We start from the raw sequence: 26,683 nt of genomic DNA, 5'->3' as shown, positions 1-26,683 counted from the left end.
AGACATGACCAGTTTCAGTCGACGACAGGTGCTGCGTTCGGCGATGGCAGGAGGTGTCGCCGCCGCCGGTTTCGGCGGACTGTCACTGGCCGGCGGACGCGGTGAGACGACGCTAGCCGCTTCGGACGGTCGGCTCGGCAGGTACCCGTTCCTCGAGGGCGCGTTCGCCCCGGTCCGGAAGGAGGTGACAGCGTTCGACCTGCCGGTCACCGGCCGCATCCCCAGGGAGTTGGTCGGGCGCTATCTGCGGATCGGCCCCAACGTGCTCGGGTTGGAGGACCCGCAGGCCCATGCCTGGATGCGCGGTGAGGGAATGGTGCACGGAGTTCGACTTCGGGACGGGCGCGCCGAGTGGTACCGCAACCGCTGGGTCCGGTCGGCCGCGGTGGCCGAGAAGCTGGGCGAGCCGTACCCCGGGCCGGTGCCGGAGGGGGACTACGCCTGCAACACCCACGTCATCGCGCACAACGGCCGGATCCTGACACTGCTGGAGAGCGGACCCATGCCGTACGAACTCGACGGCGAGCTGAACACCGTCGGCCCGTACGACTTCAACGGAACGTTCAGCGGCGCCTTCACCGCGCACACCAAGCTCGACGTCGAGGCCGGCGAGTTGCACGCCGTCACCTACAGCCCGATGTGGGACCACGTCCGCCATCTCGTCGTGGACCCGGCTGGCCGGATCGTCCGGACGACGCAGGTCCCATTGGCCGGCAGCCCGATGATGCACGACTTCGCGTTGACCAAGCGGTACGTCGTCCTCTTCGACGTCCCGGTCACGTTCGACCCGGAGGCGGCAGCGGCGGGGCATCCGGTGCCGTACATCTGGAACGACCAGCACCCGGCCCGGGTCGGGGTGCTGCCCCGGGCGGGCGGAGCGGCCCGCTGGTTCGAGGTGCCGCGGATCCTCTACTCCCACACCCTCAACGCCTATGACGACGGCGGGTCGGTGGTGGTGGACCTCACCACGTTCCCGGCTCCGTTCTACGCGGCTGGTCGGGGCACCGGCGGTCCGGGATCCGTCGGCAGCCCGTCGCTGGACCGCTGGACGATCGACCTGACGCGCGGCCGGGTCCGCACGAGCCGGCTGGACGACCGCCCGCAGGAGTACCCCCGGGTGAACGACGCGCTGGTGTCCCGGCGGCACCGGTACGGATATTCGGCGGCCGCCGCCGAGATGTTCCAGGCCTACGAGACCGTCGACGGCGTCCCACCCGACCGGACGTTCACCAATGCGCTGATCAAGCACGACCTGAAGCGCGGCACGTCAGAGGTACACCGCTTCCCCCGGCACGCCGCCGCCAGCGAGGCCGTGTTCGTCCCAGCGGAAGCCTCGGATCCCTCGATCGCCGAGGACGACGGTTACGCGATGGCCTACGTGCACAATCCGGAGCGCAATGCCTCCGACCTGGTGATCCTGGCCGCGCAGGACTTCACCGGCAAGCCGGTCGCCCGGGTCCACCTGCCGGCACGGGTGCCGCTCGGTTTCCACGGCAGTTGGGTTCCCGACGCATGACGGAACCCTGGGCGCGCCCAGTGTCCCGACGTGAGCGTGTCCACGTCGCTTCGGCAGGCATCCGGCACGCGAGCGGCCTGTGGTCGCCCGCGTGCCGGGTGCTGTCAGTTGCCGCCGACCACCACGACGGCGTCGGTCGCCGCCTCGACGCGGTGGATCGGCACGAACCACGACGCGTTGACGGAGTTGCCGCAGCTATGGCTGCCCACCGCCGCCAGATCATTGGTGGCCGAGGTGGCGGTGTTCCACCGGGTCACCGGGGCTCCGGAGTCACCGCCCAGGGTGGCGCCGTCCTGGGCATGACCGGTGTCGGTGTCGACGACGACCATTCGTTCACCGCCGCAGCTGCCGTTGATGGACGTCACCCGGCCGTAGACCAGCCCACCGTTTGCCCCGGAGACGTAGACCGCCGAGCCGACAGCAGGCCAGCCGGTGTTCTTCCCGGAAACCGGATTCGCGGTCGAGGTGTTCCTTTCGCCGAACCACGAGTAGCGGCTGAAGTACCTGTCACCGAGAGGTGCGAGCATCGCAATGTCCGTGCCCAGACTCTCGTAGTCCGAGCTGATGCGGACCGCCCAGCCACCCGGGTGCCAGAACTCGTCTCCGTTGGTGCCGCAGTGCCCTGCGGTGGTCACCCAGTTGCTGTTGGTTCCGCCGCGAGTCATCCGGAATCCGGTCGTGCAGGACGCGTCCGCCGTGGACGGGCTGCCGGTGCTGCCCGCCCAGATTGCGAGACCGCCGTAGAACGGTGCCGTATCCGATCGGCGGCTCTGCGGTGCCGGGCCGGCCTGCGAAACGATGACGCGGGGCTTGATTCCGGTGGCCCGGATCGCCGCCGTGGCAAGCTCCTCCGCCTCACCGGCAGCCTCGATGACGATCTGGTCGGCGAGTTCGTCGAGACGTACCTGATGCACCATCCCGGCCAACTCCCCTGCCCAGGTGCGGGAGTCGTTCAAGCTCTTGGTCGCCTCCTCCAGGCGAGCCAAGGAGATGGCGGTCGCCTCGTACCGGATCGGCACGTCACCGGCGAGGGCGCGCAACGACCTGCCAGTTGCCCGCCACCGGGCACCTTCCTGGTTCTCCACGTATCTGACGACCAGTTGCCCGGTGGCCTCGTCGAAGTACGTGCTCCCCGAACCCTCCGGGTAGGTGGCCGCCATCGCCTTGAGACGGTGGAACTGCCGATTCACCGCCTCGGAGTCGATGCCCGCGGCGAAGCCGACGGTGGTGAGATTTTCGCTCTCGGGTGTGGGCGAGTCTGCCTGAGCGGCTGACGAGGTTCCCACTACGGCTACGAGTACGCAACTGACGAGCACGGTACGTCTACGCATGAGGCTCCCTGGTTGATGATCCGAACGAATAAGCGAACGTAAATACCGTCGCGTCACGCGCTTGCAAGGCGCTTGCAGCCTCCATGCGGAGCCGAGTCGTGGTCAGAAGATGTTCATGGCGATGCCGTTCGTCAACGAGGTCGTGCTCTGTACCCCGTCGATCTTGATCGGGTTGCCGGAGACGTGCTTCACGAAGATCCGCATGATGAAGGTCCGGGTTCCGCAGGTCGGATCGATCGGCACGCCCGTGAGGGCGAAGTTCGCGACGTAGTGGTGGGCGTCGTCGCGGATCGTCTTGCGCGAGGTCGCGGTGCTCGTGGTCCGGCACGTGTGGGAGGTCGGATCGAGTTGGATGAACTCGAAACGCACGTCGACCACCGCGTTCGTTCCGCGTGGCTGCTCGTACGCGTCGATGGCGCTCTTGCATGACGCGGTGCCCGTGTAGCAGGTGGTCAGCTCCAGGTTGGCCAGAGCCTGCACCGAGGTCGCGCCGGCGGCGGCGGTCCACTTGTGCACGGGGGTGCCGTCGTTGTAGAACACCCAGGCCGTGGACGTGCCGGCGCCGACATAGGTGCAGGTGCTCGACGTGCCGGTGCTGCTGCAGGCCGGATTCTGCCACCACCGCGCACCCACCTGGTTGGTGTTGCTCACCTCCAGCCACGTGTCAGTCGCGACGGCGGTCAGGTAGTAGCCGTCGAGCGAGGTGGAGGCCGTGTACCCGTACATGCCGCAGGTGTAGGTGCCCGCCGATGGCGCGGTGAAGAGCAGGTCGGCGTAGATCGGCAGGTGCCCGGGCCTGGCGTAATAGGTGGTGTCCGAGCCTTCGTGGTTCCGCGAGGACGTCGATGTGGTGCCGACGACTGCGCCGGCTGGGTTCACACACTTCAGGGTGTTGTTCATCGACACGATCTGCGGGACGCTGCTGGTCGCCTGGAGGCGTCCACGCACATGCCGGGATTCCCCGGCCGCGAGGGTGACCGTCCTGCTCAACAGACGCTCCTCGACCCGCGAGTGAAAACTGTTCGCGCTGGTCAGCGTCACGCGGGTCACGGGTCCGTCGTCGGCATGCACGACGGTCGCTGCGGACATGACGACCGACAGAGCGGTCACGACCACGCTGAGGATCTTTCGCACGTATCGACTCCTGTCTGGTGCTTGGCGGGTCCGGCCACCGTCACGTGACGCGCTTGCAAAAGTCCTGCACTCGCCCGTCTCGGCCCGCGAATCGACCGTGACTGATCGATTGCGGCATAATGGTGAACGGCGGACAATCGGGGGGTTGCGGTGGTGGAATTCCGGATCCTGGGCACCGTCGAGGCATGGGCGGGCGGGAAACGGGTCGACCTCGGTTCGCGCAAGCAGCGCCTGGTGCTCGCGGTGTTGCTGCTGGAGCCCAACCGAATGGTGCCGCTGGACCGGTTGGTCGATCTCGTCTGGGGCGAGGATGTGCCGGCGTCCGCACGAGCCTCGATCCAGACACTCGTATCCCGTCTACGCACGGCACTTCGGCAGGCCGGCGACGGGCCCGCAATCGTCGGCCGGGGAGCCGGCTACGTCGTACACGTGGATCCGCTCATGGTCGACGCGCATCGGTTCACGGACCTGGTCCTCAAGGCCGGCTCGTCGGATGACGAGCGCGCGGTCGAGCTGTTCGACCAGGCGCTGGCGCTCTGGCACGGCGAGGCCCTCGCGGGTGTGGCGTCCACGGAAGTCGCGGAACGCCTGTGCGGTCACCTCGATGAAGCTCGATGGACCGCGCTGGAAGACCGCCTGGACGCCCAACTGCGGCTGGGCGAGGGCCGGCGGCTGCTCGCCGAGCTGACCAGGCTCGTGACCGACCACCCGCTGCGGCAGCGGCTCGTGGGCCAACTCATGCTGGCGCTGCACCGCGATGGCCGCACCGCCGCCGCGCTCAACGTCTATCGCACCCTGCGTACGCGACTGGCCGGTGACCTCGGCCTCGATCCGGCACCGGAACTGGTGTGGTTGGAGTCCGCGATTCTGCGCGCGGACCCGGCTCTGGATCCGGCCGCGAGACCCATGGACACATCACCACCCGAGCCGGTACGGCCGGCGCAGTTGCCCCACGACGCCCACGGATTTGCTGGACGCGCAGAAGAACTCGCCCGGCTCGACGCCGGACTGGAGTCCACGTCGGGCACGAAGATCTGGGTCATCAGTGGCACCGCCGGCGTCGGCAAGACCGCCCTCGCCCTCCACTGGGCCCACCGCCACCGGGAGAGGTTCCCGGGTGGGCAGCTCTACCTCGACCTCCGTGGCTTCGACGCCGAGCACGACCCGCTCAGCGAGTCCGCCGGACTCCTCCAGCTGCTCAGCGGCCTCGGTGTCGATCCCCGGCTGATCCCGGCGGATGTGGCGGGCCGGGCGGCTCTGTTCCGCTCGCTGCTGGCCGGCGAACGCGTCCTGTTGGTGCTGGACAACGTGCGCGACGCGGCCCAGGTGAACGCGCTGATCCCGTCGGCGGGCACGGTCATCCTCACCAGTAGGCAGCGGCTCGGGGACCTGATCGCCCGCACCGGCGCGCAAACACTGTCGCTGTCCGTGCTCACCGTCGCAGACTCACGCCGGCTGCTGGAGGCCGCGCTCGGCGTCGACCAGGTCGCCACCGAAGCAGCCGCAGCCGGGAAACTGGCGGATCTCTGCGGTCACCTGCCGCTCGCACTGCGGATCGCGGTGGCCAACATCCTCGCCGTCCCGAATTCGGAGATCACCGGGCTGGTGCAGGAACTCTCCGATGGTGACCGGTTGGCCGGGTTCACCGTGGACGGTGCCGAGGAGAGTGCCGTCACGAGGGCCTTCGCCTCGTCCTACAGAGCGCTTCCAGCGGAGCATCGGCTGCTCTTCCGTCGCCTCGGACTGCTGCCCGGACCGACATTCACCGCGCTGCCGGCGAGCGTGGCCGCCGGGCTACCGCCGGCTCGGACTGACCGACTGATGAGGGCGTTGGCCGCGGCACACCTGGTCGAGCAATACACACGTGGGCGCTTCCGGTTGCACGATCTGCTCCGACGGTATGCGGTCGACCGGGCGCTGGTCGAAGACACGGCCGTCGAGCGCGAACACGCCCGCGGACTGGTCTTGGACCATTACCTGCGTACAGCCGACGCGGCGGGCAGGCAGCTCATCCCTCACTTCCTCCGGCTACCGAGGAAGGTGGAGAACGACATCGGCTTCCCGGACAACAGCAGCGCGCTCGCCTGGCTCGACGCCGAGTGGCCGACCCTTGCCGCCGCGGTCGGCCAGGCAGCAGCGCGAGGCCCACGACCGCTGGCGTGGCACATCGCCGACGCCCTCCGGGCCTACTTCCACCAGCGCGGTCACCGCGCGGAATGGGTGAACGTGGCCTCGATGGCGCTGGAAGCCGCGCACGGCGAGGGCGACGAACGGGCGCAAGCTGCCATGCACCAGAGCATCGCGCTCGCCTACGTCAACATGGGCCGCTACGCAGAAGCGAAAGACCATCTCGACAGTGCACTACGGCGGAACACGTCCGACGGCTGGCACGAAGGCCGCGCCGCCGTGCTGAACAATCTCAGCGCGGTCCACCAGCGCCTCGGCAACCCCCACGCGTCGATCGACTGCGGGCTGGAATCACTGGACCTTCAACATAAGTCGGGGAAAACCGCCGGGATCGCCATGCCACTGGCGAATCTCGGCTTCGCCTATTGGCAGTTGGGCCTGCTGGACCAAGCGCTCGAGCACTTCGGCCGGGCTCTGGAACTGGGGGAACAACAGGGCGCCCGTTTCAGCGTCGCCGTCCTGCTCGTGGATCTCGGGAACGTGCACCGAGACCTCGGCAACCCCGACACGGCCGAGGAGTTCTACGCCCGGGCGCTGGCCGCGAACCGTGAACTCGGGTATCACTACGGCGAAGCGACCGCGCTGTCCGGCCGCGCGCTGCTGCACTGCCAGACAGGTCCTTCGGAGCAGACCCTCGACGACGCCCGGTCGGCAGTCGAGCTGACCAGGAAGATCAGTGACCGCGGTACCGAGGCGTGGACACTCAACGCGCTCGGGGACGTCTGCCTGCGGTTGAGCCTGCCCGCCGAAGCCGCGGACCACCACGACCGAGCCCTGCAGATCGCGCGCTCGACCAGCTTCCGTTGGTGTGAAGCCGATGCGTTACGGGGCTCGGCCGCGGCGCTGCTGAACCTCGACGACCTCGACGAAGCCCGGGCCCGAGCCACGCTCGCCATCGACCTCGCTCACCGGGCCGGGTACCGGCTCGTCGAGGCCCGCGCACTGCGCACACTCGCCGAGATTCGGGCGAGGCTGGACGGGAACGAGCTCGCGGGCGCGCGCAACAGTTCGCGGCGGCGGTAGACCGGCGCGAGATCGGCCAATACCGCTTCCATCTGCTTCGGCGGCAGATGAGCGTGTCGGGCGCGGCGCCTCAGCTAGGTCGCTGTCGTACCGCGGCGATCTCGGCGTGGTGGTCGACCGCCCAGTCGGCCAGCGCGGAGAGCGGTTCTAGAAGGCTGACGCCGAGCGGCGTCAGCCGGTACTCGACGCTCGGCGGCAACGTCGGAAACACCTCACGATCGACCAGGCCGTCGCTCTCCAGCGTGCGCAACGTTCGGCTGAGCATGCGCGGGCTGATGCCCTCCACGGCCCGATGCAACTCGTTGAACCGGTACGGACGCCGGCCGAGCAGGGTGAGCAGCAACAGCGTCCATTTGTCGCTCACCTGGCGCAGCACGTCGGTGACCGGACAACGCTCGTACTCCCCCACCGGAACGGGCATCGGCAGGCGATGGTCGTGCAGTGAGGCACTCACACCGATGTTACTTGTGGACATGAAAATGCCTTCTTTCGCCTCCGCCGGTCGGCTGCCCAGAATCAGCACGTCAATGAGCAACGATAATGGGGGTCGGCATGGGCGTCGTGGTAATCAGTGGCGGCACGAACGGGATGGGACGCGCGTTGGCCCTGGGGCGGGCCGAACGCGGCGACCGCGTCCTGGTGCTCGGCCGCAGCCGTGAACGCGGCGAGGCGCTGGCCGGAGGCTCGATCGCCTTCCTTCGCGTCGACCTGTCCAGCGTGGCCGAGACGCGGCAGGTCATCGAGCACATCCTCAGCGAGTACGAGGCCGTGGACGCGCTGGCGCTGTTCGCCAACGCTGTGGCGCCGCGTCGCATCGTGACAGTCGAGGGCATGGAGCGCACATTCGCGCTCTACTACCTCAGTCGATATCTGCTCAGCTTCGGCCTGCGGCCGGCCCTGGACCGGGCTGTCGCACCGGTGATCGTGAACGTCGCAGGTGTCGGGGTCACCAAAGGCAAGGTGCACTGGGCCGACCCGCAGCTGGCGTCGGGCTACTCAGCCATCGCCGCACAGCTGCAGGCCGGTCGAGCCAACGATCTGCTCGGCGTGGGCTTCGCCCAACGGTCCGGCAGCCGCGCCCGATACGTGCTCTACCACCCCGGATTCACCAAGAGCGGCGACCGCAGCCCGCTCCCGCTGGTGGTCCGCGGGCTACTGGCGGTGGCGGCGGTGGCAGCCCGACCCGTCGCAGACGCGGTAGCGCCGATTCACCAGTTCCTGGACGCGCCGCCAGCCGCGCCGGTGACCGCCGTCGACCGGGAGAAGCGACTTCCGCCCAGTTTCCCGACCCTCGACCCCCGCGACGCCGAGCGGTTGATGGACCTCACGGAGAAGCTTCTGAATTGAGGCGTCCGCGGGGAATCACCAGGCCGGACTCGTAGGCGAGCACCACAAGTTGGGCGCGGTCGCGGGCGTGCATTTTGGTCATGGCGCGGTTGAGGTGGGTCTTGGCGGTCACCGGGCTGATTCCCATCCGTCCCGCGATCTCGTCGTTGGACATTCCGTGCGCGGCCAGGGCGACGGCTTCGCGTTCGCGGGTGGTCAGGTGTGCCAGCGCAGCGTTGTTGGAGGGTGGCGGCTGGGTGACGTACCGATCGATCAGTTTGCGGGTGATCGATGGTGCAAGCAGGGCGTCGCCGCGTGCGGCGACGCGGACGGCGGGCAGGAAGTCTTCCGGCAGGATGTCCTTGACGAGGAAGCCGGCCGCGCCGGCCCGCAGGGCGTTGAAGACATATTCGTCCAGGCCGTAGTTGGTCAGGATGACGACGTGGACCGCGGCCAGGGCCGGGTCCGCCGCGATCCGGCGGGTCACCTCGATGCCGTCGAGGATGGGCATCTGGACGTCGACGAGTGCGACGTCGGGCAGGTGCTGCCTGGCCAGCGCCACCCCCTCACGGCCGTCGGCGGCCTCGGCCACCACAGTGATGTCGTCCTCGGCGTCGAGCAGGGCGCGGAACCCGCTGCGGATGAGCGGCTGGTCGTCGACCAGCAGGACCCGGATCACGACGCCCGTTCCACGGGTAGTTCGGCGTGCACCCTGAAGCCGCCCTCGCTGCGCGCTCCGGCGCGGAGCCGTCCGCCCAGAGCGGTCACCCGCTCCCGCATCCCGAGCAGCCCGACCCCGGGCACCAGCCCGGACTCCGCCGTGGCCGTGCCGTCGTCATCGACCTGGACGACGACCGCGTCGGGGCGATACTCGACACGGACCGACGCGGTGACGGCTGCGGCGTGCCGGGTGATGTTGGTCAGTGACTCCTGCACGATCCGGTACGCAGTCCGGTCCACGGTGACCGGGACACCGCTGCGGCGGCCCTCGATCGTCAATGACGCGGCCAGACCGGTCGTCCGCGCCCGCTGCACCAGGTCCGAGATCTGGTCGAGCCCGTACGACGCGGTGCTGCCGTCCTCGCGCAGCGCTTCCAGGGTCGCGCGTAGTTCCCGGGACGCCTCACGACCGGCGTCCCGGATCGCCAGCAGCGCGTCCGGCACCGATTCGCCCCGCTTCTGGGCCAGGTGCACGACGGCTTCGGCCTGCACTTTGATCACCGAGATCTGGTGGGTGAGCGTGTCGTGCAGCTCCCGCGCGATGTGTAGCCGTTCTTCGTCGGCGCGGCGCAGCGCGATCTCCTCGCGGGTGCGTTCGGCCTCGTCCGCGCGTCGCTCGGCTTGGCGCAGTGCCTCGCCCGCCGCACCCGCGGCGATCAGCCAGGCCAGCTCAAGGACACCCCTGGCCTGCGCGAACGCCTCCCCCGCGGGGAGACCCGAGGTCATCGCCGCCACCGGGAGGGCGGCCAGCATGAGCACGCTCGTCACCACGGTCACGGTCCGGTGCCCGGCCCGCACCGCCGCGTAGACCGCGACCAGATACGCGACCGCGAACACGTCAAACCCGGCCGCCTGATAGCCCGCCGCGCACACCCCGGCCACGACCAGGACAACGACCGGAGCCCGCCGCCGCGCGACCAGCGCCAGACCGCCGGCGCCCAGCAGGACGACGCCGAGCGGATCAAGGCCGGCGGCGGGGCGCTCCCCAGACAGCCCGCTGATCAGCAGGATCGCCGCTACCCCGGCCGCTATCAGCCAGTCCCGGACACCGATCCGTGCGCTGCTCATGCGCGCACCCTAACCGGACACCCGCCCGGGGCGAGTCGTGCGAGCGAAGGACCCGCCCCTACCGCGTACGCAGTACCTTCCCGGCTCGCGCCCGCATCCGCAGTAGCCGGTGCCCACGACCGCAGCAGCATGACATGACCACGACGGCACGACGCCAGGCGGCGAACCACCGGACAGGATCAGGCGACAGCTAGTTCGGGCCAGACGAAGGAGCACCTCATGCCCATCAGCGACCTGCTCGCCGCGTCCACCGTCGACGCGTCCACCCTGACCGGCGACCGCATCCTGGCCACCGCGGCGGTCGTGGTGGCGCTGGCCGGCGCGATCATCGGCGGACTGGCGCTGGGCCACCCCACCAGCCGCAGCAGGAGGCGCAGATCGGCCGTGGCCCTGATCGCGGGAGTGACCGGTGTGCTCGTCGGCGTGCTGGTAGTGGTCACCGCCGACGGAGGACCCGGCACCGGCAACGGCATCGTCGGCGGCTACGCGGCCCTGGTCCTCGGCCTGCTCGCCACTCTCCTCGGCGGACTGGCCCTCGCCCGAACCCACCGCACCGCCTGAAAACCGAACCATCGAACCTTGAAACGAGCCGTCAGGTGCCGTAGCCGTGCAGAAAGGCGCGGACGCCCGCAGTGACCGCCTCGGTGATCTCGTGCGGAGTGGGCGCCGCACCGGGCTGTGTGGGTAACCCGGCCGACACGAGCAGCATGAGGTGCAGGGCCGCGCGGTCAGGATCATCGACGATCAGGACTCTCTGGCTGGCCAGCTCGCCGAGGCGGGCGGAGAGTTCCGCGCGGACGCGTACCGGTCCGGCTTGCCGCCAGGTGCTGGTCGCGGTCTCCACTGCGGACCCGGACTCGGCCCCCAGCCGCTGGACCAGCCTGAAATGGTCGGCGTGCGTGGGCATTGGGGTGACCCAGGCGCGGCCGAAGTCGACCAGGTCGGCCTCGAGATCGGTGACCTTGCGCAGATGCCGATCGATGATCCTGATCTGCGCCTCGGCGGCGCTTGTCGAGCTGTGCTCCAGCACCTGCTGGAAGAGGCCCGCCTTGTCGGTGAAGTGGTTGTAGATGGTGCGGGTGGAGACGCCCGCCTCGGCGGAGATCGCGTCGATGCTCGCACCCGCGTACCCGTCGCGGGCGAAGACGCTGAGCGCACCAGCGAGGATCGCCTCCCGCTTGCCGCTGCCTCCGCCGCGCGGCTGCTCCCTGCCGGAATCTCTGCTGGTCATCGCCAACCTCCATCAAAAGTGCAACGCTCGTTTTACTTTTTACAATGCACGTTGTACTTTACCTGAGTCCGGGGAGATCCACCCCTCGGCATCCGAGGAGGAATGATGTCCATCGCGTACGCCGTCGCAGCGATCGTCACGGCAGCTGTCCTCACCTTCTCCGCGCGCGGCATCCTGGTCCGCGATCCAGACGTGGTCGCCACCCTGACCCGTGTCGGAGTGAAGCCGACGCTGATCCCGGTCCTGGCCCTGCCCAAGATCGCGGGAGCGTTGGGCCTGCTCGCCGGCATCGCCTACCGCCCGCTCGGCCTCGCGGCCGGAATCGGCGTCGTGCTCTTCTTCGCCGGTGCCGTCCTGGCCCACCTGCGCGTGAAGGATGCCAGGGGTGCGCTCGGCCCGGCCGTGTTGGCACTCATCGGCGCCGCCGCTCCCTGCCTCGCCATCGCCACTGTCTGAACCACACACACCCGCGACGAGGAGGAGCATGTCATGCGATACCGAAGGTTAGGCCCCACCGGACTCCGAGTATCGGAGCTGTTCCTGGGCGCCACGTCTTTCACCGCCCGCTGGGGACCGGGCGATCCCGACGAGTACCAGCGCATGCTCGGCACCTACGCCGACGCCGGGGGCAACGTCATCGACACCGCCCTGGCGTACGAGGAAAGCGAAGAGGTCGTGGGCGCCCTGCTGACAGGCCAACGCGATCGCTTCGTCCTGGCCACCAAGTACACGGCGACACGGGACCCCGCCGACCCCAACGCGTCCGGCAACCACCGCAAGAACCTGCGGCTGTCTCTCGAGACGAGCCTACGACGGCTGCGCACCGACCACATCGACCTGTACTGGGTGCAGGTCTGGGACCGTCACACGCCCATCGAGGAGACCATGCGCGCCCTCGACGACGCCGTGCACGCCGGCAAGATCCTCTACACCGGATTCTCCAACGCCCCGGCCTGGCTCGTCGCCCGAGCCAACACACTCAGCGACTGGCGCGGCTGGACCCCGTTCGCCGGCATCCAGGTGCCCTACAACCTGTTGGACCGCGACATCGAGCGGGAACTACTGCCGATGGCACACGCCCTCGGCCTCTCCGTCGCGGCTTGGCGCCCGATGGCACAAGGGGCCCTGGCCGGCCTGGCGACCCGCCCGCTCAGCCCTCGCGAGCAAACGATCGTCAGCACAGTTCAGGACGTCGCCGTCGAACTGAACGCCACCCCGGCGCAGGTAGCAGTCGCCTGGATCCTCGCCCGCTCAGGCGCCATCCACCCCATCGTCGCCGCAACGAGTGCGAACCAACTCGCCGAAAGCCTCGGCTCGACCGCCGTGCGGCTGCCCGAGGAGGCGATCACCCGGCTCACCGCAGCCACCGACTTCACCGCCGGCTATCCCGCAGACTTCATCACCGCGGGGGAACACGACCCGTGGCTGTACGGCGACACCGCCCGGCTGGTGGACCCGCCGCGCGCCCTGTGGTGAACGGTCCACTGCAAGCATTCTGCGGGCGAGTTGCAAGCCGTCCCGCCGACAATCTGTCGGTCGGTCTCCGCTGGGCGGCCGGCCAGCCGCTCTGACCCGGAACCGATGACCGATCTATCGAAGTGGACTGTGGCCGCCAGGCGGTGCGAAGTGCTCGACAGACCGCTACCAGTAACGGAGAAAATCGTGGGTTCACGCATCACGATCACCGCCGGTTCACTCGCGATCGCGGTGACAATGGCCCTCACGGCGTGCGGCAGCCTCGACAGATCGCCCGACCCCGGAGGCGGCAGCAAGGAGTTGAAAGAGACAGTTGGCGCCACGGCGGGCACGCCCGAGAAACTCGGGGCGCCGATCGGAAGCCAAGACATTCAGATCAGCGACAGCGGCAAGCTCTTCCTGGTCAGGGTCGAGCTGTACCCACTCCGACGCGACCAGGGTTTTGTCACCGTCAACGTCCGCCTGACCCGCACGGATGCCACCGACAACCGGGACCGTTGGCAGATCGCGAGCGCATTCCAAGGTGACACGATCGCCCTGGCCTTCTCGGGCGTGACGTTGATCGACCGGAAGAACCGAAAGCGACACCTGGTCGCCCGGAGCGGGGACCAGGACGCGAAGCCCAGCCAGGTGGAGTATCTCGCCTCGTCGGGCCTCGCCTCGGTGTTCGTCCAGGCCGGCCAGTCGGTCGACCTGTACGCCATGTTCGGAGCCCCACCTGATGACGTCACCGCCGTTGATGTGGTCATCCCCCGCGTACCGGTCTTCGAGAATGTACCGCTCGCCTAGCCGGCGGACAGCGCTGGCCGTCACGCTGGCCATCTGCCTACTGGTCAGCGAACCGGCGGTAGCCTGGTCCGCGCCGATACCGACGCCAGCGCCATCGACCACCATCGTGCCTGGACCACAGGTCGCCTCCGGCGAGCAGGTGAGCGCGCCTATCGTGGACATCCAGGGGCCGGTGCAGGACATCTTCCTGCTCACCGGGGACCCCGACGGCGCCAGCCTGCAGGCCGAGTCCAGCAGGCGGATCGAGCTGACACTCGCGGCGGATGTGCTCTTCGCCTTCGGTAGGGCCGATCTGTCCCCGGCTGCCCGTGCCCGGCTGGCCGAGATAGCCGAACGGCTGCGTACCCAGGCCAAGGGCAAGGTTCAGATCGACGGGCACACCGACTCGGTCGGTGACGACGCGCAGAACCTGACGCTGTCCCGCCGACGGGCCCAGGCGGTGCGCGACGCGCTGAGCGCAGCACTCGCCGACAGCGGGATCACCTACGAGATCAACGGCTTCGGAGAGAGCCGACCCGTCGCGCCGAACACCGTGGACGGCAAGGACAACCCGAAGGGCAGATCCAGCAATCGACGTGTCGAAATCCGGTTCGACAAATGAGCCGGAGCATCGTTCCTCAGTGAGCGCGGGTCGGTGCCGGGGTGCGGTAACAAACCGCACCCCGGCAGAGACGCCGGTCGGGGCCGACATCACGACGACATGTGCCGAGAGCCCCCGAGCCACCCGGGGTTCCAGGTCAGCAGCCGAGCCGCTTACTCGAAAGGGCGATGTCGTCGATCCAGAGGTCGAACTCGCCAGGTGTCGTGCCGCCCTGGTAAAGCTGCCAGCCGATCTTCACCGTGTCGACCGTCGGCAGGACGAACGGAACATCGTTGCCACCGTGGTCGCTCGTGGAGGCGGTCAGCTCCGGGTTCGCCACGCCGTCGATCCACACGGCGACGCGGTTGTCCGCCGCGTCGATCTTCCACTCGAAGCACTGCCAGGTGTCCTCGACGACCGGGGCGGACTCCCGCCAGTTGGTCCAGTCGCCGGTCGGACCTCCGTCGGCGCCGATCCCCCAGAAGGTTCCGGGGACCGTGGGCGCGTACTGGCCACCGACCGGACGGACGACCTCCGTGCTGCCGGTGCCTGTCGCTTCCACAAGCGTGAAGTGCGCCCAGTCCGGGGCCGTGGGGAAGGCATCGACGCGTAGACGCATCCGGCCGTAGAAGCGGTTGCCCGGCGCGGCGAAGTCGTCGACGCGCAGGAAGGCGCGTCCGTTGTCAACCGTGTGGATATGCAGCACCTGGTTGCCACGGCGGGCACGTTCGACGGTGAGCGTGCCGTGGCGGGTGTCGACGCCCCATTTCAACGTGCTGGGCCCCCCGGGAGGCAGTCGCTCGAAGTCCTCGCAGAAGAGCAGGCCACGGGGGCACGAGGACGGGGAGGCCCCCGACGCGCCGGCCGGGACGCTGCCGACTGCGGCGCCGAGGATCAGGGCGGCGCTGAACGCCGCGAGAAGTTTGCGCATGGTCATCCTTCATGAGGGCTGGTCCCCCCAGCACAGGGGCGTGCGAGGGGGTTGGCATCGGTCGGCCAGCAGCCGGTCGACAGTCGTGAACAGGGTTCGACCGACCACGACGGGCACCGGGCCCGGAGCCGGTGGCTCCGGGCCCGGTCAGCGTCCTGACGCGGAGGGCCGGTACGTGTGGCCGGTCAGGGGCTGGTGCAGGAGAGGCCGCCGGGCGCGGCGTTGCTGCTGCCGTTGGCCAGGAAGCCGAAGGTGGTGGAGGCGTTCGCGCCGAGAGATTTGTTGTATTCGGCGTTACTCACGCTGACCGTGCCGCTGGTGCCGGTGTTGATGCCGTTCCAGACGTTGGCGATGGCCTGCCCACCGGCCAGTGTCAGCCGTACGGTCCAGCCGCTGAGGGTGGCGGAGCCGTTGTTGGCCACGGTGACCTCGCCCTGGAAGCCACCGTTCCAGCTGTTGACCATGCGGTACGTCGCGGTGCAGGCCCCGGGCGGCGTGGTCGGTGGATCGGTGGTCGGCGGCGTGGTCGGTGGATCGGTGGTCGGCGGCGTGGTCGGTGGATCGGTGGTCGGCGGGGTCGTTCCCGGCACGGTGGTGGAGGCGGCGTTGAGAGCGTTGAGGACAGCGGTGTACGCCGCCTTGGGGTTGCTGTTGCGGTCGAAGAGCAGCGGGTTCTCGTTGCCGCGCCAGGAGTCGCTGTCCCGAATGCCCCACGTCGTGATGCCGACGCATCGGGGGACGTTCATGCATGCCTGGGTCAGGCCCTGGTACTGGCTGGTCGAGGCGTTCGTGACGTCGGCCTCGGTCAACGCCACGTCAACCCCGAGGGCGGCGAAGCTGGACAGCGTCTGCTGGAAGTTGCCCGGCAGCGAGCTGCCACCGGTGAAGTGGGTCTGTAGGCCAACACAGTCGACCGGGACGCCGCGGGCCTTGAAGTCCCTGATCATGTTGTAGACGCCCTGCGTCTTGGCGTACGTCCAGTTCTCGATGTTGTAGTCGTTGTAGCACAGCTTCACGCTCGGGTCGGCGGCGCGCGCGGTCCGGAACGCCACCTCGATCCAGTCGTTCCCGGTGGACTGCAGGTTCGACGACCGCCGGCTGCCGTTCTCGGCGAATGCCTCGTTCACCACGTCCCAGGCGTAGAGCTTGCCCTTGTAGTGGGCCATCACACCGTTGATGTGGTCGATCATCGCGGTCCGCAGGGCGCTGCCACTGAGACTCCCCCAGAACCTCGGCTGCTGCGCGTGCCAGGCCAGGGTGTGACCACGGAACCGCATGCCGCGCTGGGTGGCCCAGTTGTAGATAGCATCACCGCGACGGAAGTCGAACTGGCCGGGGTTGGGCTGGGTCGCGTCGGGTTTCATCTCGTTGACGGCCGTCATCATGTCGAACTCGCGGTTCGCGATGGTCAGGAAGCCCGAGTCGCTGAGACGGTCCCCTCCCATGGCGGCGCCGAAGTACCGGCCGCTACGCTCGGCGGCGGCTTTCAGGGTGGTCCCGGGCGGTCCGCTGAGATCAGCGCGGGCGAACGTCGCCAGAGCCATCGAGGACACGGTGATCGCCAGGGCGCAGGCCCCACCCAGAAGCAGCCTCGCGGCACCCCTGGTTCGGCGTTTCGGTCGAGCGGGTACGTCGTTCATCTGTGCTTTCTCCTCGGTGTTCGTCTGGTCCATTGCCGATGAGAGACACGGAAGCGAAGGTCGCTGCACGGCCGACGAACGGAGCACCGCGCTCGCCTCTGGACCAGCACGCCGCAGGTGACGCCGAGCCGGCGTCAACCCAGCCGCGCCCGAATCGGTGGCCACCGCCGGCTGCCCGGTCCGCCCGGTGGTGGGTGAGCACTCCGCGCCGTACGCCCATGCGGAGTAAGACTGCCCTGCCGCGATGCTATATCGAATCAATTCGATTTGCGCGGTCGACCTCTACGAGCAGCTCGGCGACGTGGAGGGGCGGGCCGCCGCGTCCGGATACCTCGCGGTCGTACGCCTCTTCCAAGGCGACGCGACCGTCGCCCGCCAGATCGCGGTGAGCGGCCTGCGGGCCCTGCGGTTGTCCCTCGCGGCGACCTCCGCGCAGCCCTACGCGGAGGCACTCGTCGGTCTGGCCCACGGCCACCTGCGCCGGTGCGAGCTCGATCTGGCTGGCGCCCGGGCCACACAGGCGCTGGAGTTGGCCCGCGAGGCCGGTTACCGGGGCTTCGAGGGGATGGCGCTCGGCGTCCTCGCGGCGATCGCCGCCCGGGCCGACGACCGGGCGGGCGCGGCGCGGCTGGCCCTGGAGTCCGCTGACATCCTGCGCGAGCGCGGGTTCAACCTGGCCCTGGCCCACAGCCTGATCGTCCACTGTGAAGCAACAGGCGGCGCCAGCAACGGTGCGGAGGTCGAGACCCTCCTGGCCGAGGCAGCGGACAGTTTCCGCTCCAGCGCCGCGTGGTGAGGTTCGTTCTCGCGCTGCGCCTACAGGGCCGCCGTGGTCTTGCCCAGGAAACTGGAGAGGGTGCCGTAGTCGACGTCCTGCCCCTCCGTGATGTCGACGGTCTTGCGTTCACCGTTTCCCATCGACCGCAGGAATCCCTTGACCTCGGGGAGGTCCGTTGCGTTGAAGATCATGAACGAGACCTTGGACTTGGCTACCGCGATGACGGCGGCGTAGTGGCCGTTCTTGAGGTAGTGCGGTTTGCCGTACTGAAGCCGCTCCTCGACACCTGGAACAGTTTCGTCGATCATCGCACGCAGTTTTTCGCATACGTCGATCTGCCACGGCTGCGTCTTGTTGATGTACTGGGTGACGTCGTCGTTCACGGTGTTCCCCTTCATGAAGCACTGGAAGGCAGGTGCCTGTGGCGCGCCTGGTGGATGAGGGCGGTGTGCCGCTGCGCTCTCACCCTTCACTGCTTGGGACCCCGGGCTCCTGACCCCACCCGGCGAGCTTGTCCGCGGTCGAAGCGTAGGCCAGCACGACCACTCCCGAATGCCCCACCGTCTGCTGGAGGGTCGGCCAGCCGGCTCGTAAGGGCGCTTCTCCTCGCGGTTTGCCGCCGCCTCAATTCGGAAAGGATCTTGTCATGACCATTTGGAGCAGGCTCAAGGACCGGCGAAAGAAGCAGATCCAGCAGCGGCGCCAGGAGGCGTACCTGCGCGCAACCGCAGGAGGAGCTACACCGGAAGAGGCTCGCAAGGCTGCGGACCGGGCGGAGAGGGGCGGGACGAACGCCGCCATCACCGGCTTGATCAACAGTTGACGTCGACGAACATGACGCGCAGTCCGAACGCGACGGGCTGCGCGTCGTCGTCCTCGCAGAACTTCACCCCTGGCGGGCTCGTACCCGTTGGTTGTGAGTGCTCAAATCCAAAATACTGAGGCCGACAGACCGACCAGGCCCAGACCTCGCGGCCGACGATGCGCTGTCCGGTCGAGGCGCGACACGTGCGTCTCGTCGCGCCAGTTCTCTGCGCGAGGTGATGTCGAGCTTGCGGAAAATCTTGCGTAGGTGGTAGTCCACGGTGCTGGGGCTGATGAACAGTTGTGCCGCCACCTCGCGGTTGGAGGCGCCGTTCGAGACCAGACGTGCGATGTCCCGCTCCTGGCTGGTCAGGCAGCAGCTCTGGGCGAGGTGGTTGGTCGTGTCGTGGCAGGCCAGCCTGCTGCGTAGTTCGCGGCGAGATGCGACGCCCAGCCGGTGGAACACCCCGCGTAGGTGATGTTTGACGGTATGGGTGCTGATGACCAGGTGCGTCGCGACCTCTACGTTTGTGGAGCCTGCCGCCACCAGCAGGGCGATCTGTTCCTGTCGTGGGGTCAACACCGCACGGGGAAGGATTCGGGGAGGCTCGGCTACAGCGCAGTGCATGGTGCTCCTCGGGCGAGGGTTCGGGGTCTCGACGACCATCCGAACGCACCGCTGTGCACGACGAGTGCAGACTGAGTGCTCGCCCTACCCGCTCAGGACGCGCCGCCCATCAAGCTCAGCCGGGCCCGCACATACGCGACCATGGTCCGGTATGTCTCGGCCTCCTCCATGCCGGAGAACTCGATGAGTTCCCGGAAGCCGTTGTCGGCGATCAGGTTCTCGAACTGCTGGCACCCCCGTTCCGCGTGCGCCAGGTCGCCCAGATCGAATGCGGCCCGCGCGAGGATCGCCGCGACGGCACACCGGGGGCCGTTCGACTCACAGACGCCCTCCGTCAATCCCCACTCCGACACCTCCGCCGCTCGTTCGAGCCGGCCGAGTTTCCAGGAGGACTCCGCAATGAGCTGTGCGTAATAGATCTTCAAGTGATCCAGGTGCTCCGCCACTGCGATGGCCAGCCCTTCGTCCGCGAACCGTGTGCCGGCCTCGAACCGATCGGATCCCAGGAGCGCTCTCGTGAACGTCAGCAGCGAGACGGCGAGCAGCTCCTGGCGCCCCGTCTGCCGGGCCAGACCAACGGAGCGTTCACCGTAGCCGTTTGCGGCGTCGTGGTCGCCACGCGACAACGACAGCACGGCAAGGTTTCGCAGGACGTCGGCTTGTCCGGCGAGTTCTCCGGCGCCTTCGAAGATGGACAGGGCTCGACGTAGATATTCGTCGGCCGGTGGCAGCGGCGCGGAGACCTCGCCGATGGTACGAAGAAGTTCGGCCTCCATCAGCGGCTCGCCGAGCACGCTGACCAGATCGAGGATCGCGAGTACCGTCTGCGTTCGACCCGCGGGTATGGAGTTGCTGCCCGGTGCTGAGGCGGCGAGGACCATGGCCGCCGCGTCGCGCCCGAGGCTGTGTGCGAGGGCCAGATCGATCGTCGCCCACAAGGCGGACCGTTCCCGTGCGTACCAGGCGGCAGCCTGTGGCACGCTGTCGAACGATTCAGGCGTCACATCCGACGGCGGTTCGCTGACGGTGCCGACCGGCTGCCGGTGGTGCCTCGCGTACGCGGCACGGGCCGAGTGCAGGTAGTGCAGGATGAGACGCCGCTCGTACTCCGGTCGCTCTTGATCCTCGTCGAGAAGCTCACCCGCGTAGGCCCGCAACAGGTCGTGCAGAACGTATCGTCCTGGCTGCGACTCGTTTAGCAGATTCGCGGTCACCAATTCCATGAGCAGTTCGCGCGCCTGTGCGCGACCGACTCCGGCGACACTGGCCACCGACTCCAGCGAGATCCCTGGACCCGAATGGACGGCAAGGGCGCGAAACACCTGCGCCGTTGACGGGCCGAGGGCGCGATACGACCACGAGAACACCGACCGGACGTCGTCGGACGAGTCCGCGCTGGACAACGCGTCGAGTCTGGCGGACGGCGCCGAGACGTCGCTGAGGACCGCGCTCAGTGGCAGGGCCGGATTGAGGGCCACGCGGGCCGCGACGATCGCCAGTGCGAGCGGCAGCCCGGCGCAGAGCGCGATGACCTTGTCCAACGCGTCCGGGTTCGTGGTGACGCGACGAACACCGAGGCGGTTGATCAGAAGCTGGCGGGACTCGGCCCCGGTCAGCCGATCGACCTGCAGGTAACGTGCGCCCTCCCGGGTGACCAGGCTCGTCATCCGGTTGCGGCTCGTCACGATGACCAGGCAGCCCCGGGAGGCTGGCAGCAGCGGGCGGACCTGATCGGAGTCGTGCGCGTTGTCCAGGAGAATCAGGAGTCGTCGACCGAAAAGGCGACTGCGGTAACGAGCTGCCTGCGCGTCGACGTTCTCCTGCGGTGACGAGACCGCCGGCTCGCCCAGGGACGCGAGCAACGTGGCGAGGGCCTCCTCCGACGACATGACGCGTCCGTCCGGATCGAGGCCCCTCAGGCTCAGGAACAGTTGGCCATCGGGAAACTCGGTGGCGATCTGGTGGGCCCAGTGCACGGCGAGCGCGGTCTTGCCGATGCCACCCATGCCGCCGAGCACGGTGATCACGATGGTGGCGTCGTTGAATGCGCCGGACAGTTGGTCGTCGAGCACGTTGGCCACGTCGTTTCGGCGGACGAAGCCCGCGACCTGCGGCGGCAGCTGTGCGGGCCGGGGAGCCTCCGGCGGGTGCAGTTCCTCCTGCAGGGTCCAGCCGCTGGCGAGCAGTTCCCGATACGCCTCGCGCAGTTCCGGCCCCGGGTCCACCCCCAGGTCCTCGGCCAGACGTTGACGGCTCCGTTCGAAGACGCGTACCCCTTCCGCCCGGTGACCGGTGGCCACGTACGCGCGCATCAGGCACGCCTGTAGCGCCTCGTCCAGCGGCGCCGCGGCGGCAACGCTCAGGAGTGGGGTCAACACGGCGCCGGCCATGCCGTGATCGATCGCTGCCTCGCTGGCCGCGAGCGCCACCGCGATGCGTTCCCGTTCGATGGCGACGAACTCCGGCGAACTCGACGCGCTTGTCGGAAGGTCGGTGAACGCGGGGCTGCGGCCAAGTTCCAGAGCGGTGAGGTACGCCCGCACGCCGGCCACGACGTCCCCGCCGGTGAGCGCCTCACGGGCCCGCCGGACCAACTCGCGATACATGGCCAGATCGGAGGCCTCGGTCGCGAGGAGTAGCCGATAACCCGTACCGGCCGGTAGGAGGTATCGACCGGTTTCGCGGACGTCCAGGTCCGGTTCGAGAATCCGCCGGAGGTTGCCGACGTGCCTGTGGATCTGGTTGGCGGCGCTGGCCGGCGGTCGTTCGTCCCACAGGCTGTCGATGATGTTGTCGAGGCTGACCGCGTCACCCCCGGCGGCGAGGAGCTTGGCCAGGATGATCCGCTGGCGTACCGGGCCGAGATCGACGTCCGAGCCGTCCCGCCGGCAGCCAAGACCGCCAAAGACCTTGAACTCGCAGTGGGACTGCGGCGCGTCCGGGAGCCTGCGGTCGGGCGTCGTCACGATTGACATCCTAGAGATGGAAGGGCAGCGGCTTCGCTTTTCGGCCCAGCCTGCGGTGTGCCCCGGTCCCCCGCATCCCCCATATCTCGTTGTCCGTCGAGTCGGTCGCCACACACGGGGACTACGTGATTCGGGTGATTCACGAAACGCTCCACAACCATATCTTTGGCAAGGTTCCCAGCGCGGAACGCAAGCCCAAGGAGTGCGCATGCCCCGTGTCACAGTTGGCTCAGAGGGAGCCAACCCGATCGAGATCTATTACGAGGATCACGGCACCGGTACGCCAGTGGTACTCAGTCACGGCTATCCGCTGAGCGGGCAAGCCTGGGAAAAGCAGGTCTCCGCACTGCTCGCAGCCGGATACCGGGTCATCACGTATGACCGGCGGGGTTGGGGCAATTCCAGCCAGCCCGCCAGTGGATACGACTACGACACGTTCGCCAGCGATGTGAACGTGCTGCTCACGGACCTGGACGTACGCGACGCCATCCTCGTGGGTCACTCGATGGGAACCGGCGACGTTGCCCGGTACCTGGGTCGTTACGGCACCGAGCGGGTCGCGAAGGCCGTGCTGATGTCGCCGATCCCGCCGTTCCTCCTGCGCACTGACGACAACCCCGAAGGCGCACCGCAGTCGTTGTTCGATGGGTTCATCCAGGCGGCGCGGGCGGACCGGAACGCGTGGCTCAAGCAGTTCCTGGAGAACTTCTACAACCTCGACGTCTACGGCGGCTCGCTGGTCAGCGACGAGGCGTTCCAGGCCAGTCTGAACGTGGCCGTGGCCGGATCTCCCGTCGCCGCGGTGGCCTGTATCCCGACCTGGCTCACCGACTTCCGGGACGACCTGGCCAAGGTTGACGTACCGGTACTCGTGATCCAGGGCGACCAGGACCGGGTCCTACCCATCGGGGTGACCGGCCAGCGACTGTCCGCCTTCATCGGGGACACGCGATTGCTCGTTATCGAGGGCGGTCCGCACGCCATTGCCTGGACCCACAGCGATCAGGTCAACGCCGCCCTGCTCGACTTTCTGCAGAAGTGAAAGGAAACACAAACACCGTGAAATTGTCCTTCCGGCGGCGCCTCATTTCCGTAGGCGTAGCCATCGGCGCCCTGACCCTGGTTGGTGCCGGTATCGGCACCGCGCAGGCCTCGACGGCCCAGCATTCGCGCCCCGCATCGGTCAAGCCGACAGTCGTGCTCGTGCACGGCGCGTGGGCTGACGGGTCCAGCTGGGACAAGGTGGCGGCCAAACTCCAGCATGACGGCTACCGGGTGGTCACACCGCCGAACCTGCTGTCGGGCGTGGCCAACGACGCCGCGAGTCTGCGCGCGTACCTGGACACCATCACCGGACCGGTCGTCCTCGTCGGTCACTCCTACGGCGGCATGGTCATCACGAACGCCGCCCTGGGTGACAAGCAGGTCAAGGCCCTGGTGTACGTCGACGCGTACATCCCGGACCAGCACGACACCGTCTACTCGCTGACCTCGGCCGTGCCGGGCTCGGTCTTCGCCGCCGAAGCGTCCACCGTCTTCGACCAGGTCGCGATCCCCGGCGGCGACCCGCACTACCCCAACCTCTACGTCAAGCCGTCGGTCTTCGGCAAGGCGTTCGCCGACAAGAGCATCCCCGCCAAGGACGTCGCGGTACTCGCAGCCCGGCAACGCCCCCTGGCCTACAGCGCCCTGGTCGAGGAGGCCGGCCCGCCGGCCTGGCGCACCATTCCCTCCTGGTCCGTGATCGGCAAGCAGGACGCCGTCATCCCCGCCGCTCAGCAGATCGCCATGTCCAAGCGGGCCAAGGCACACACCGTCGAGATCAACGCCCCCCACCTGTCCATGGTCACGGACGCGGGTGCGGTCACCAACCAGATCGAGGCCGCCGCCAAGGCGACCAACTGACACGACAACCGGCCGTGGCATCGCTCACCGCGATGCCACGGCCGGCCCGTTCCGGTTGCTGCCGCTGTCAGCGAGCCCTTTCAGGCGGTCGTCCGGGCTGCTTCCAGGATGACCTCGGTGACCTCGCCGGGATGCGAGATAAGGCCCAGGTGACCGGCGTCGATCCGGGTGATGTCGGCGCCCGCCCGCTTCATCATCTCCTCCTGGCTGGCCGGCGGGATGACCCGGTCCTCGGTGCCGATCACCGCCCAAACCGGGATCGTCTTCCACGCCGGCTCGGTGGCCGGCACCGCCAGGGCGTTCGTGGCCAGTGCGACCTGGGATACGGCGAGCACCTCCGCCTGCCGCCGGGGCAGACCGTTGGCGAAGCCGGGGATGAACACCTTCGGCAGGACGTACGCGTCGACCGCACCTTCCGGGGCGCCCGGGAACGGCACGAGCTTGAACACGCTCGTGGGGTCGGTCAGGGCCGGCTCCAGCACCGAGCCGGAGCCGGCGGTGAGTTCTTCCACCGTCTCCCCCTTGTCCGGGGCGAAGGCGTCGACGAACACGAGCGCCTTGACGTTCTTGTTGCCGGTCGCGGCGTCGCTTGCCACGAAGCCGCCGTACGAGTGGGCCGCGAGCACGACCGGACCTTCGATGGTGGACAGGAAGTCCTTCAGGTAGCCGCTGTCGATCGTCGGCCCCCGGTTGGGTTGCGGCGCAACCTGGACCTCGAAACCGCGTGCCTGGAGTCTGCGGACCTCCCCACTCCAGCTCGAACCGTCGGCCCAGGCGCCATGCACCAGGACGATGGTCGGCTTGGTGCGATGCCCCTCGTCAGGGGTCGGTCGCGCACCGCCGTCCGCGGACACGCCTGGGGCGGCTGAGCCGAGCACCGTCACCAGCGTTGCGGCGGCGAGCGTTGCGGCGATGGTCTTCGGCCGACGTAGCGAGATACCGAGCATGTCTCTTCCCCCTCGTTGGTCAGTGGTTTCCGAACGCGGGCAGATGTGCGTGGCGCCAACGCGACCCCGCCGGAGCCGCAAACCGTCGGAAGCACCGCCGAGCGGCGCACGCACCGTCAGCGGCCGGGCTCCGGTGCCGCGATGACCCGCCTGATCGCCCAAACCTCACCGTACTGACGCGCAGCGGAAGTCTCGGACAGAAGGGGAAAATCGCTCAGGTTTCACCTTGCTGGAGGACATGGCACCAAACCCGCTGGCCTTCAGCGATCGGTGGCCGCCGGAGTGGGCTATCCGTCAGCAGGTGGTCGGCTGTGCACCACCAGCTCACCGATCTCCAACCGGCCGACGCGCAGCTCCCGCACGACCGCCCGGCGGATCGCCAGCCGCCCGATCACCAGCGCCCCGACGGCAACGGCCCCGACGGCCAGCGCCCCCACGGCGAGGGCGCCGACCGAGGTAGCCCCCGCAGCCCGCGCGCCGGTAGCCGCCGCACCCGTCGCGACCGCACCGTTGGCGCGTGTCCCGGTCAACCGCATCAGGCGTACCTCTCGCTTCATCCGCCCATTGTCCGCGTACCGTCGGCGGCCCGCCCAGTCGGCTCGAGCTGTCCTATCCCTGTGCTCTAATCCCGCCATGCATGTCGTCGTCTGCGGCGCACTCGTGGAGCACGGCGCGGTCCTACTGGTGCACCGCAGCCCGACCCGCCACGCATACCCAGATCTCTGGGATCTGCCCGGGGGGCACGTCGAGGCGGGTGAGTCCGAACTACAGGCTCTCGCGCGGGAGATGCACGAGGAGCTTGGGGTTCACATTGTGGCGGAGTCCTCGTCACGGTTGGGTGACCTGCATGCTGGCAGTGGCGAGAGCGCCGTCCACGTAGGTGTCTGGCACATCAGCGAGTGGGTCGGCTCTCCCACCAATCGTGCACCTGAGGAGCATGACGACATCGCATGGGTCGGGATCAGCGAGCTGGGCGGCCTTCCCCTCGTGTTTGCCGCCCTGCCGGCGCTGCTCTCTTCCCCGCCTGAGCCTGACCGGCTGCCTCGGCGCGACGAAGCACGGACACCCGCGTCGCCGGTGGTCGCACCCGAACTGCCGACCGAGGACAGCTCCGTGGGGCTCGCGTCGGTGCCGACCGGGAATTTTCCAGGCTTGACCGATTACGCCGCTCTGCTGCATGCCTACGGCCTCGCCGTGGACACCCCCGGCCACCTGGCGGCGCTCGCCGACGACGACCCGGCGGCCCACGCGAGGGCGCTCAAGCATCTGTGGTCGGCGATCATCCACCAGGGAACGCCGTGGACCGCGACCCCGGCGGCCGCCCTCGATGTGGCCGCGCTGCTCGCCGACCCGCGAGTGTCCGATCCCGGTTTGCGTGCCGAATTGCTCAACTTCCTGGCCGCGGTGGCCGAGGCGGGCAGCATCACGGGCAGGGACCTGCCCGAGCCAGACTTCGACGTGGACGCGGCTCTGGCCCAAGCGCTCGACGATGGCGACGAGGACGGGATCTGGGAGGACGAGCGGCTGCAGAGCGCCCTCTACGTCCGGGCCGTGCTCGGCTGCCGGCAGATCGTGCCGGCGCTGCTGGCCACGGCGACCGCGGCGATGTCCGATCCGTCCCCGCAGGTCCAGGCCGCAGCCGCCCGCACGATCGGTGCCTGCGGTGGGGTGGCACCTCTCGCCTGAGGCGAGTTGACCCGGGG

Annotated in this window: 26 protein-coding genes; 13 read left to right on the top strand and 13 right to left on the bottom strand. The window is 68.6% G+C overall.

Annotated features, from left to right (window positions below; all coding sequences use genetic code 11):
* The first annotated feature begins 4 nt into the window (after positions 1-4).
* Positions 5-1,516, top strand: coding sequence for a carotenoid oxygenase family protein (locus tag IW248_RS04550; RefSeq protein WP_231396177.1), 1,512 nt, complete (start codon positions 5-7; stop codon positions 1,514-1,516).
* A gap of 104 nt (positions 1,517-1,620) precedes the next feature.
* Here the strand turns inward: IW248_RS04550 and IW248_RS04545 are convergent, their stop codons facing one another.
* Together IW248_RS04545 and IW248_RS04540 are read right to left on the bottom strand one after the other, a co-directional pair.
* A complete protein-coding gene (locus tag IW248_RS04545; RefSeq protein ID WP_196925797.1) occupies positions 1,621-2,847 on the bottom strand; it encodes a chymotrypsin family serine protease in 1,227 nt (408 codons plus the stop codon).
* A 102-nt stretch (positions 2,848-2,949) separates the two neighbouring features.
* Positions 2,950-3,981, bottom strand: a complete 1,032-nt coding sequence (locus IW248_RS04540; RefSeq protein ID WP_196925796.1) for a hypothetical protein — start codon at positions 3,979-3,981, stop codon at positions 2,950-2,952.
* Between the two features lie 150 nt (positions 3,982-4,131).
* On the opposite strand from IW248_RS04540, the gene IW248_RS04535 reads away from it, so the two are divergent.
* Positions 4,132-7,191, top strand: a complete 3,060-nt coding sequence (locus IW248_RS04535; protein ID WP_307787723.1) for an AfsR/SARP family transcriptional regulator — start codon at positions 4,132-4,134, stop codon at positions 7,189-7,191.
* Positions 7,192-7,261: 70 nt separating this feature from the next.
* Here IW248_RS04535 and IW248_RS04530 read toward each other — a convergent pair whose 3' ends face one another.
* Complete coding sequence (locus IW248_RS04530; protein WP_196925794.1) at positions 7,262-7,666, bottom strand: winged helix-turn-helix transcriptional regulator; 405 nt, start codon at positions 7,664-7,666, stop codon at positions 7,262-7,264.
* Positions 7,667-7,743: 77 nt separating this feature from the next.
* Here IW248_RS04530 and IW248_RS04525 point away from each other — a divergent pair, with 77 nt between their 5' ends.
* Positions 7,744-8,538, top strand: a complete 795-nt coding sequence (locus IW248_RS04525; RefSeq protein WP_196925793.1) for an SDR family NAD(P)-dependent oxidoreductase — start codon at positions 7,744-7,746, stop codon at positions 8,536-8,538.
* On the opposite strand, the gene IW248_RS04520 is transcribed toward IW248_RS04525, so the two are convergent.
* Positions 8,516-9,196 carry a response regulator gene (locus IW248_RS04520; protein ID WP_196925792.1) on the bottom strand — a complete coding sequence of 227 codons (681 nt, stop codon included), beginning with the start codon at positions 9,194-9,196 and terminating at the stop codon, positions 8,516-8,518. The two genes, IW248_RS04525 and IW248_RS04520, sit on opposite strands and share 23 nt — an antisense overlap.
* Positions 9,193-10,305 (bottom strand): ATP-binding protein, encoded by a 1,113-nt coding sequence (locus IW248_RS04515; RefSeq protein WP_196925791.1) that lies wholly within the window; start codon positions 10,303-10,305, stop codon positions 9,193-9,195. Before IW248_RS04515 ends, IW248_RS04520 begins: the two co-directional genes overlap by 4 nt.
* A gap of 219 nt (positions 10,306-10,524) precedes the next feature.
* On the opposite strand from IW248_RS04515, the gene IW248_RS04510 reads away from it, so the two are divergent.
* On the top strand, positions 10,525-10,866 hold the full coding sequence (locus IW248_RS04510; protein WP_196925790.1) for a DUF6223 family protein: 342 nt from the start codon (positions 10,525-10,527) through the stop codon (positions 10,864-10,866).
* 31 nt (positions 10,867-10,897) lie between these two features.
* Here the strand turns inward: IW248_RS04510 and IW248_RS04505 are convergent, their stop codons facing one another.
* A complete protein-coding gene (locus IW248_RS04505) occupies positions 10,898-11,536 on the bottom strand; it encodes a TetR/AcrR family transcriptional regulator (RefSeq protein WP_196925789.1) in 639 nt (212 codons plus the stop codon).
* 105 nt (positions 11,537-11,641) lie between these two features.
* Between IW248_RS04505 and IW248_RS04500 the strand changes: the two genes are divergently transcribed.
* From IW248_RS04500 to IW248_RS04485, 4 genes are all read left to right on the top strand, one after another.
* Positions 11,642-11,992 carry a DoxX family protein gene (locus tag IW248_RS04500; protein WP_196925788.1) on the top strand — a complete coding sequence of 117 codons (351 nt, stop codon included), beginning with the start codon at positions 11,642-11,644 and terminating at the stop codon, positions 11,990-11,992.
* Between the two features lie 33 nt (positions 11,993-12,025).
* Positions 12,026-13,012, top strand: coding sequence for an aldo/keto reductase (locus IW248_RS04495; RefSeq protein WP_196925787.1), 987 nt, complete (start codon positions 12,026-12,028; stop codon positions 13,010-13,012).
* 105 nt (positions 13,013-13,117) lie between these two features.
* Entirely contained in the window at positions 13,118-13,801 is a 684-nt protein-coding gene (locus tag IW248_RS04490; RefSeq protein ID WP_196925786.1) for a hypothetical protein, read from the top strand.
* Between the two features lie 106 nt (positions 13,802-13,907).
* Complete coding sequence (locus IW248_RS04485; protein WP_196925785.1) at positions 13,908-14,402, top strand: OmpA family protein; 495 nt, start codon at positions 13,908-13,910, stop codon at positions 14,400-14,402.
* A gap of 136 nt (positions 14,403-14,538) precedes the next feature.
* On the opposite strand, the gene IW248_RS04480 is transcribed toward IW248_RS04485, so the two are convergent.
* Together IW248_RS04480 and IW248_RS04475 are read right to left on the bottom strand one after the other, a co-directional pair.
* Positions 14,539-15,312, bottom strand: coding sequence for a hypothetical protein (locus IW248_RS04480; RefSeq protein ID WP_196925784.1), 774 nt, complete (start codon positions 15,310-15,312; stop codon positions 14,539-14,541).
* Positions 15,313-15,497: 185 nt separating this feature from the next.
* Positions 15,498-16,952, bottom strand: a complete 1,455-nt coding sequence (locus IW248_RS04475; RefSeq protein ID WP_196925783.1) for an endo-1,4-beta-xylanase — start codon at positions 16,950-16,952, stop codon at positions 15,498-15,500.
* 244 nt (positions 16,953-17,196) lie between these two features.
* Here IW248_RS04475 and IW248_RS04470 point away from each other — a divergent pair, with 244 nt between their 5' ends.
* Positions 17,197-17,748: a hypothetical protein gene (locus IW248_RS04470; protein ID WP_196925782.1), complete on the top strand. Its 552-nt coding sequence runs from the start codon at positions 17,197-17,199 to the stop codon at positions 17,746-17,748.
* A gap of 20 nt (positions 17,749-17,768) precedes the next feature.
* Here IW248_RS04470 and IW248_RS04465 read toward each other — a convergent pair whose 3' ends face one another.
* Positions 17,769-18,113, bottom strand: a complete 345-nt coding sequence (locus tag IW248_RS04465; RefSeq protein WP_196925781.1) for a DUF1801 domain-containing protein — start codon at positions 18,111-18,113, stop codon at positions 17,769-17,771.
* A gap of 263 nt (positions 18,114-18,376) precedes the next feature.
* Between IW248_RS04465 and IW248_RS04460 the strand changes: the two genes are divergently transcribed.
* Complete coding sequence (locus IW248_RS04460) at positions 18,377-18,553, top strand: hypothetical protein (RefSeq protein WP_196925780.1); 177 nt, start codon at positions 18,377-18,379, stop codon at positions 18,551-18,553.
* A 63-nt stretch (positions 18,554-18,616) separates the two neighbouring features.
* On the opposite strand, the gene IW248_RS04455 is transcribed toward IW248_RS04460, so the two are convergent.
* Both IW248_RS04455 and IW248_RS04450 read right to left on the bottom strand, forming a co-directional pair.
* Entirely contained in the window at positions 18,617-19,117 is a 501-nt protein-coding gene (locus tag IW248_RS04455) for a response regulator transcription factor (RefSeq protein WP_307787722.1), read from the bottom strand.
* 137 nt (positions 19,118-19,254) lie between these two features.
* Entirely contained in the window at positions 19,255-22,242 is a 2,988-nt protein-coding gene (locus IW248_RS04450) for an AfsR/SARP family transcriptional regulator (protein WP_196925779.1), read from the bottom strand.
* Between the two features lie 94 nt (positions 22,243-22,336).
* Here IW248_RS04450 and IW248_RS04445 point away from each other — a divergent pair, with 94 nt between their 5' ends.
* Positions 22,337-23,170, top strand: a complete 834-nt coding sequence (locus IW248_RS04445; RefSeq protein WP_196925778.1) for an alpha/beta fold hydrolase — start codon at positions 22,337-22,339, stop codon at positions 23,168-23,170.
* 17 nt (positions 23,171-23,187) lie between these two features.
* A complete protein-coding gene (locus tag IW248_RS04440; protein ID WP_196925777.1) occupies positions 23,188-24,033 on the top strand; it encodes an alpha/beta fold hydrolase in 846 nt (281 codons plus the stop codon).
* Positions 24,034-24,113: 80 nt separating this feature from the next.
* Here the strand turns inward: IW248_RS04440 and IW248_RS04435 are convergent, their stop codons facing one another.
* Positions 24,114-24,980: an alpha/beta fold hydrolase gene (locus tag IW248_RS04435; protein ID WP_196925776.1), complete on the bottom strand. Its 867-nt coding sequence runs from the start codon at positions 24,978-24,980 to the stop codon at positions 24,114-24,116.
* 287 nt (positions 24,981-25,267) lie between these two features.
* Positions 25,268-25,537, bottom strand: coding sequence for a hypothetical protein (locus tag IW248_RS04430; RefSeq protein WP_196925775.1), 270 nt, complete (start codon positions 25,535-25,537; stop codon positions 25,268-25,270).
* 76 nt (positions 25,538-25,613) lie between these two features.
* Between IW248_RS04430 and IW248_RS32845 the strand changes: the two genes are divergently transcribed.
* Positions 25,614-26,666 (top strand): NUDIX domain-containing protein, encoded by a 1,053-nt coding sequence (locus IW248_RS32845; protein ID WP_231396174.1) that lies wholly within the window; start codon positions 25,614-25,616, stop codon positions 26,664-26,666.
* Positions 26,667-26,683 lie beyond the last annotated feature (17 nt).

Source organism: Micromonospora ureilytica (genome assembly GCF_015751765.1).
Classification (GTDB): Bacteria; Actinomycetota; Actinomycetes; order Mycobacteriales; family Micromonosporaceae; genus Micromonospora; species Micromonospora ureilytica.
The sequence above is the reverse complement of the archived record's forward strand: the minus strand, read 5'-3'. Positions and strand labels throughout refer to the sequence as shown.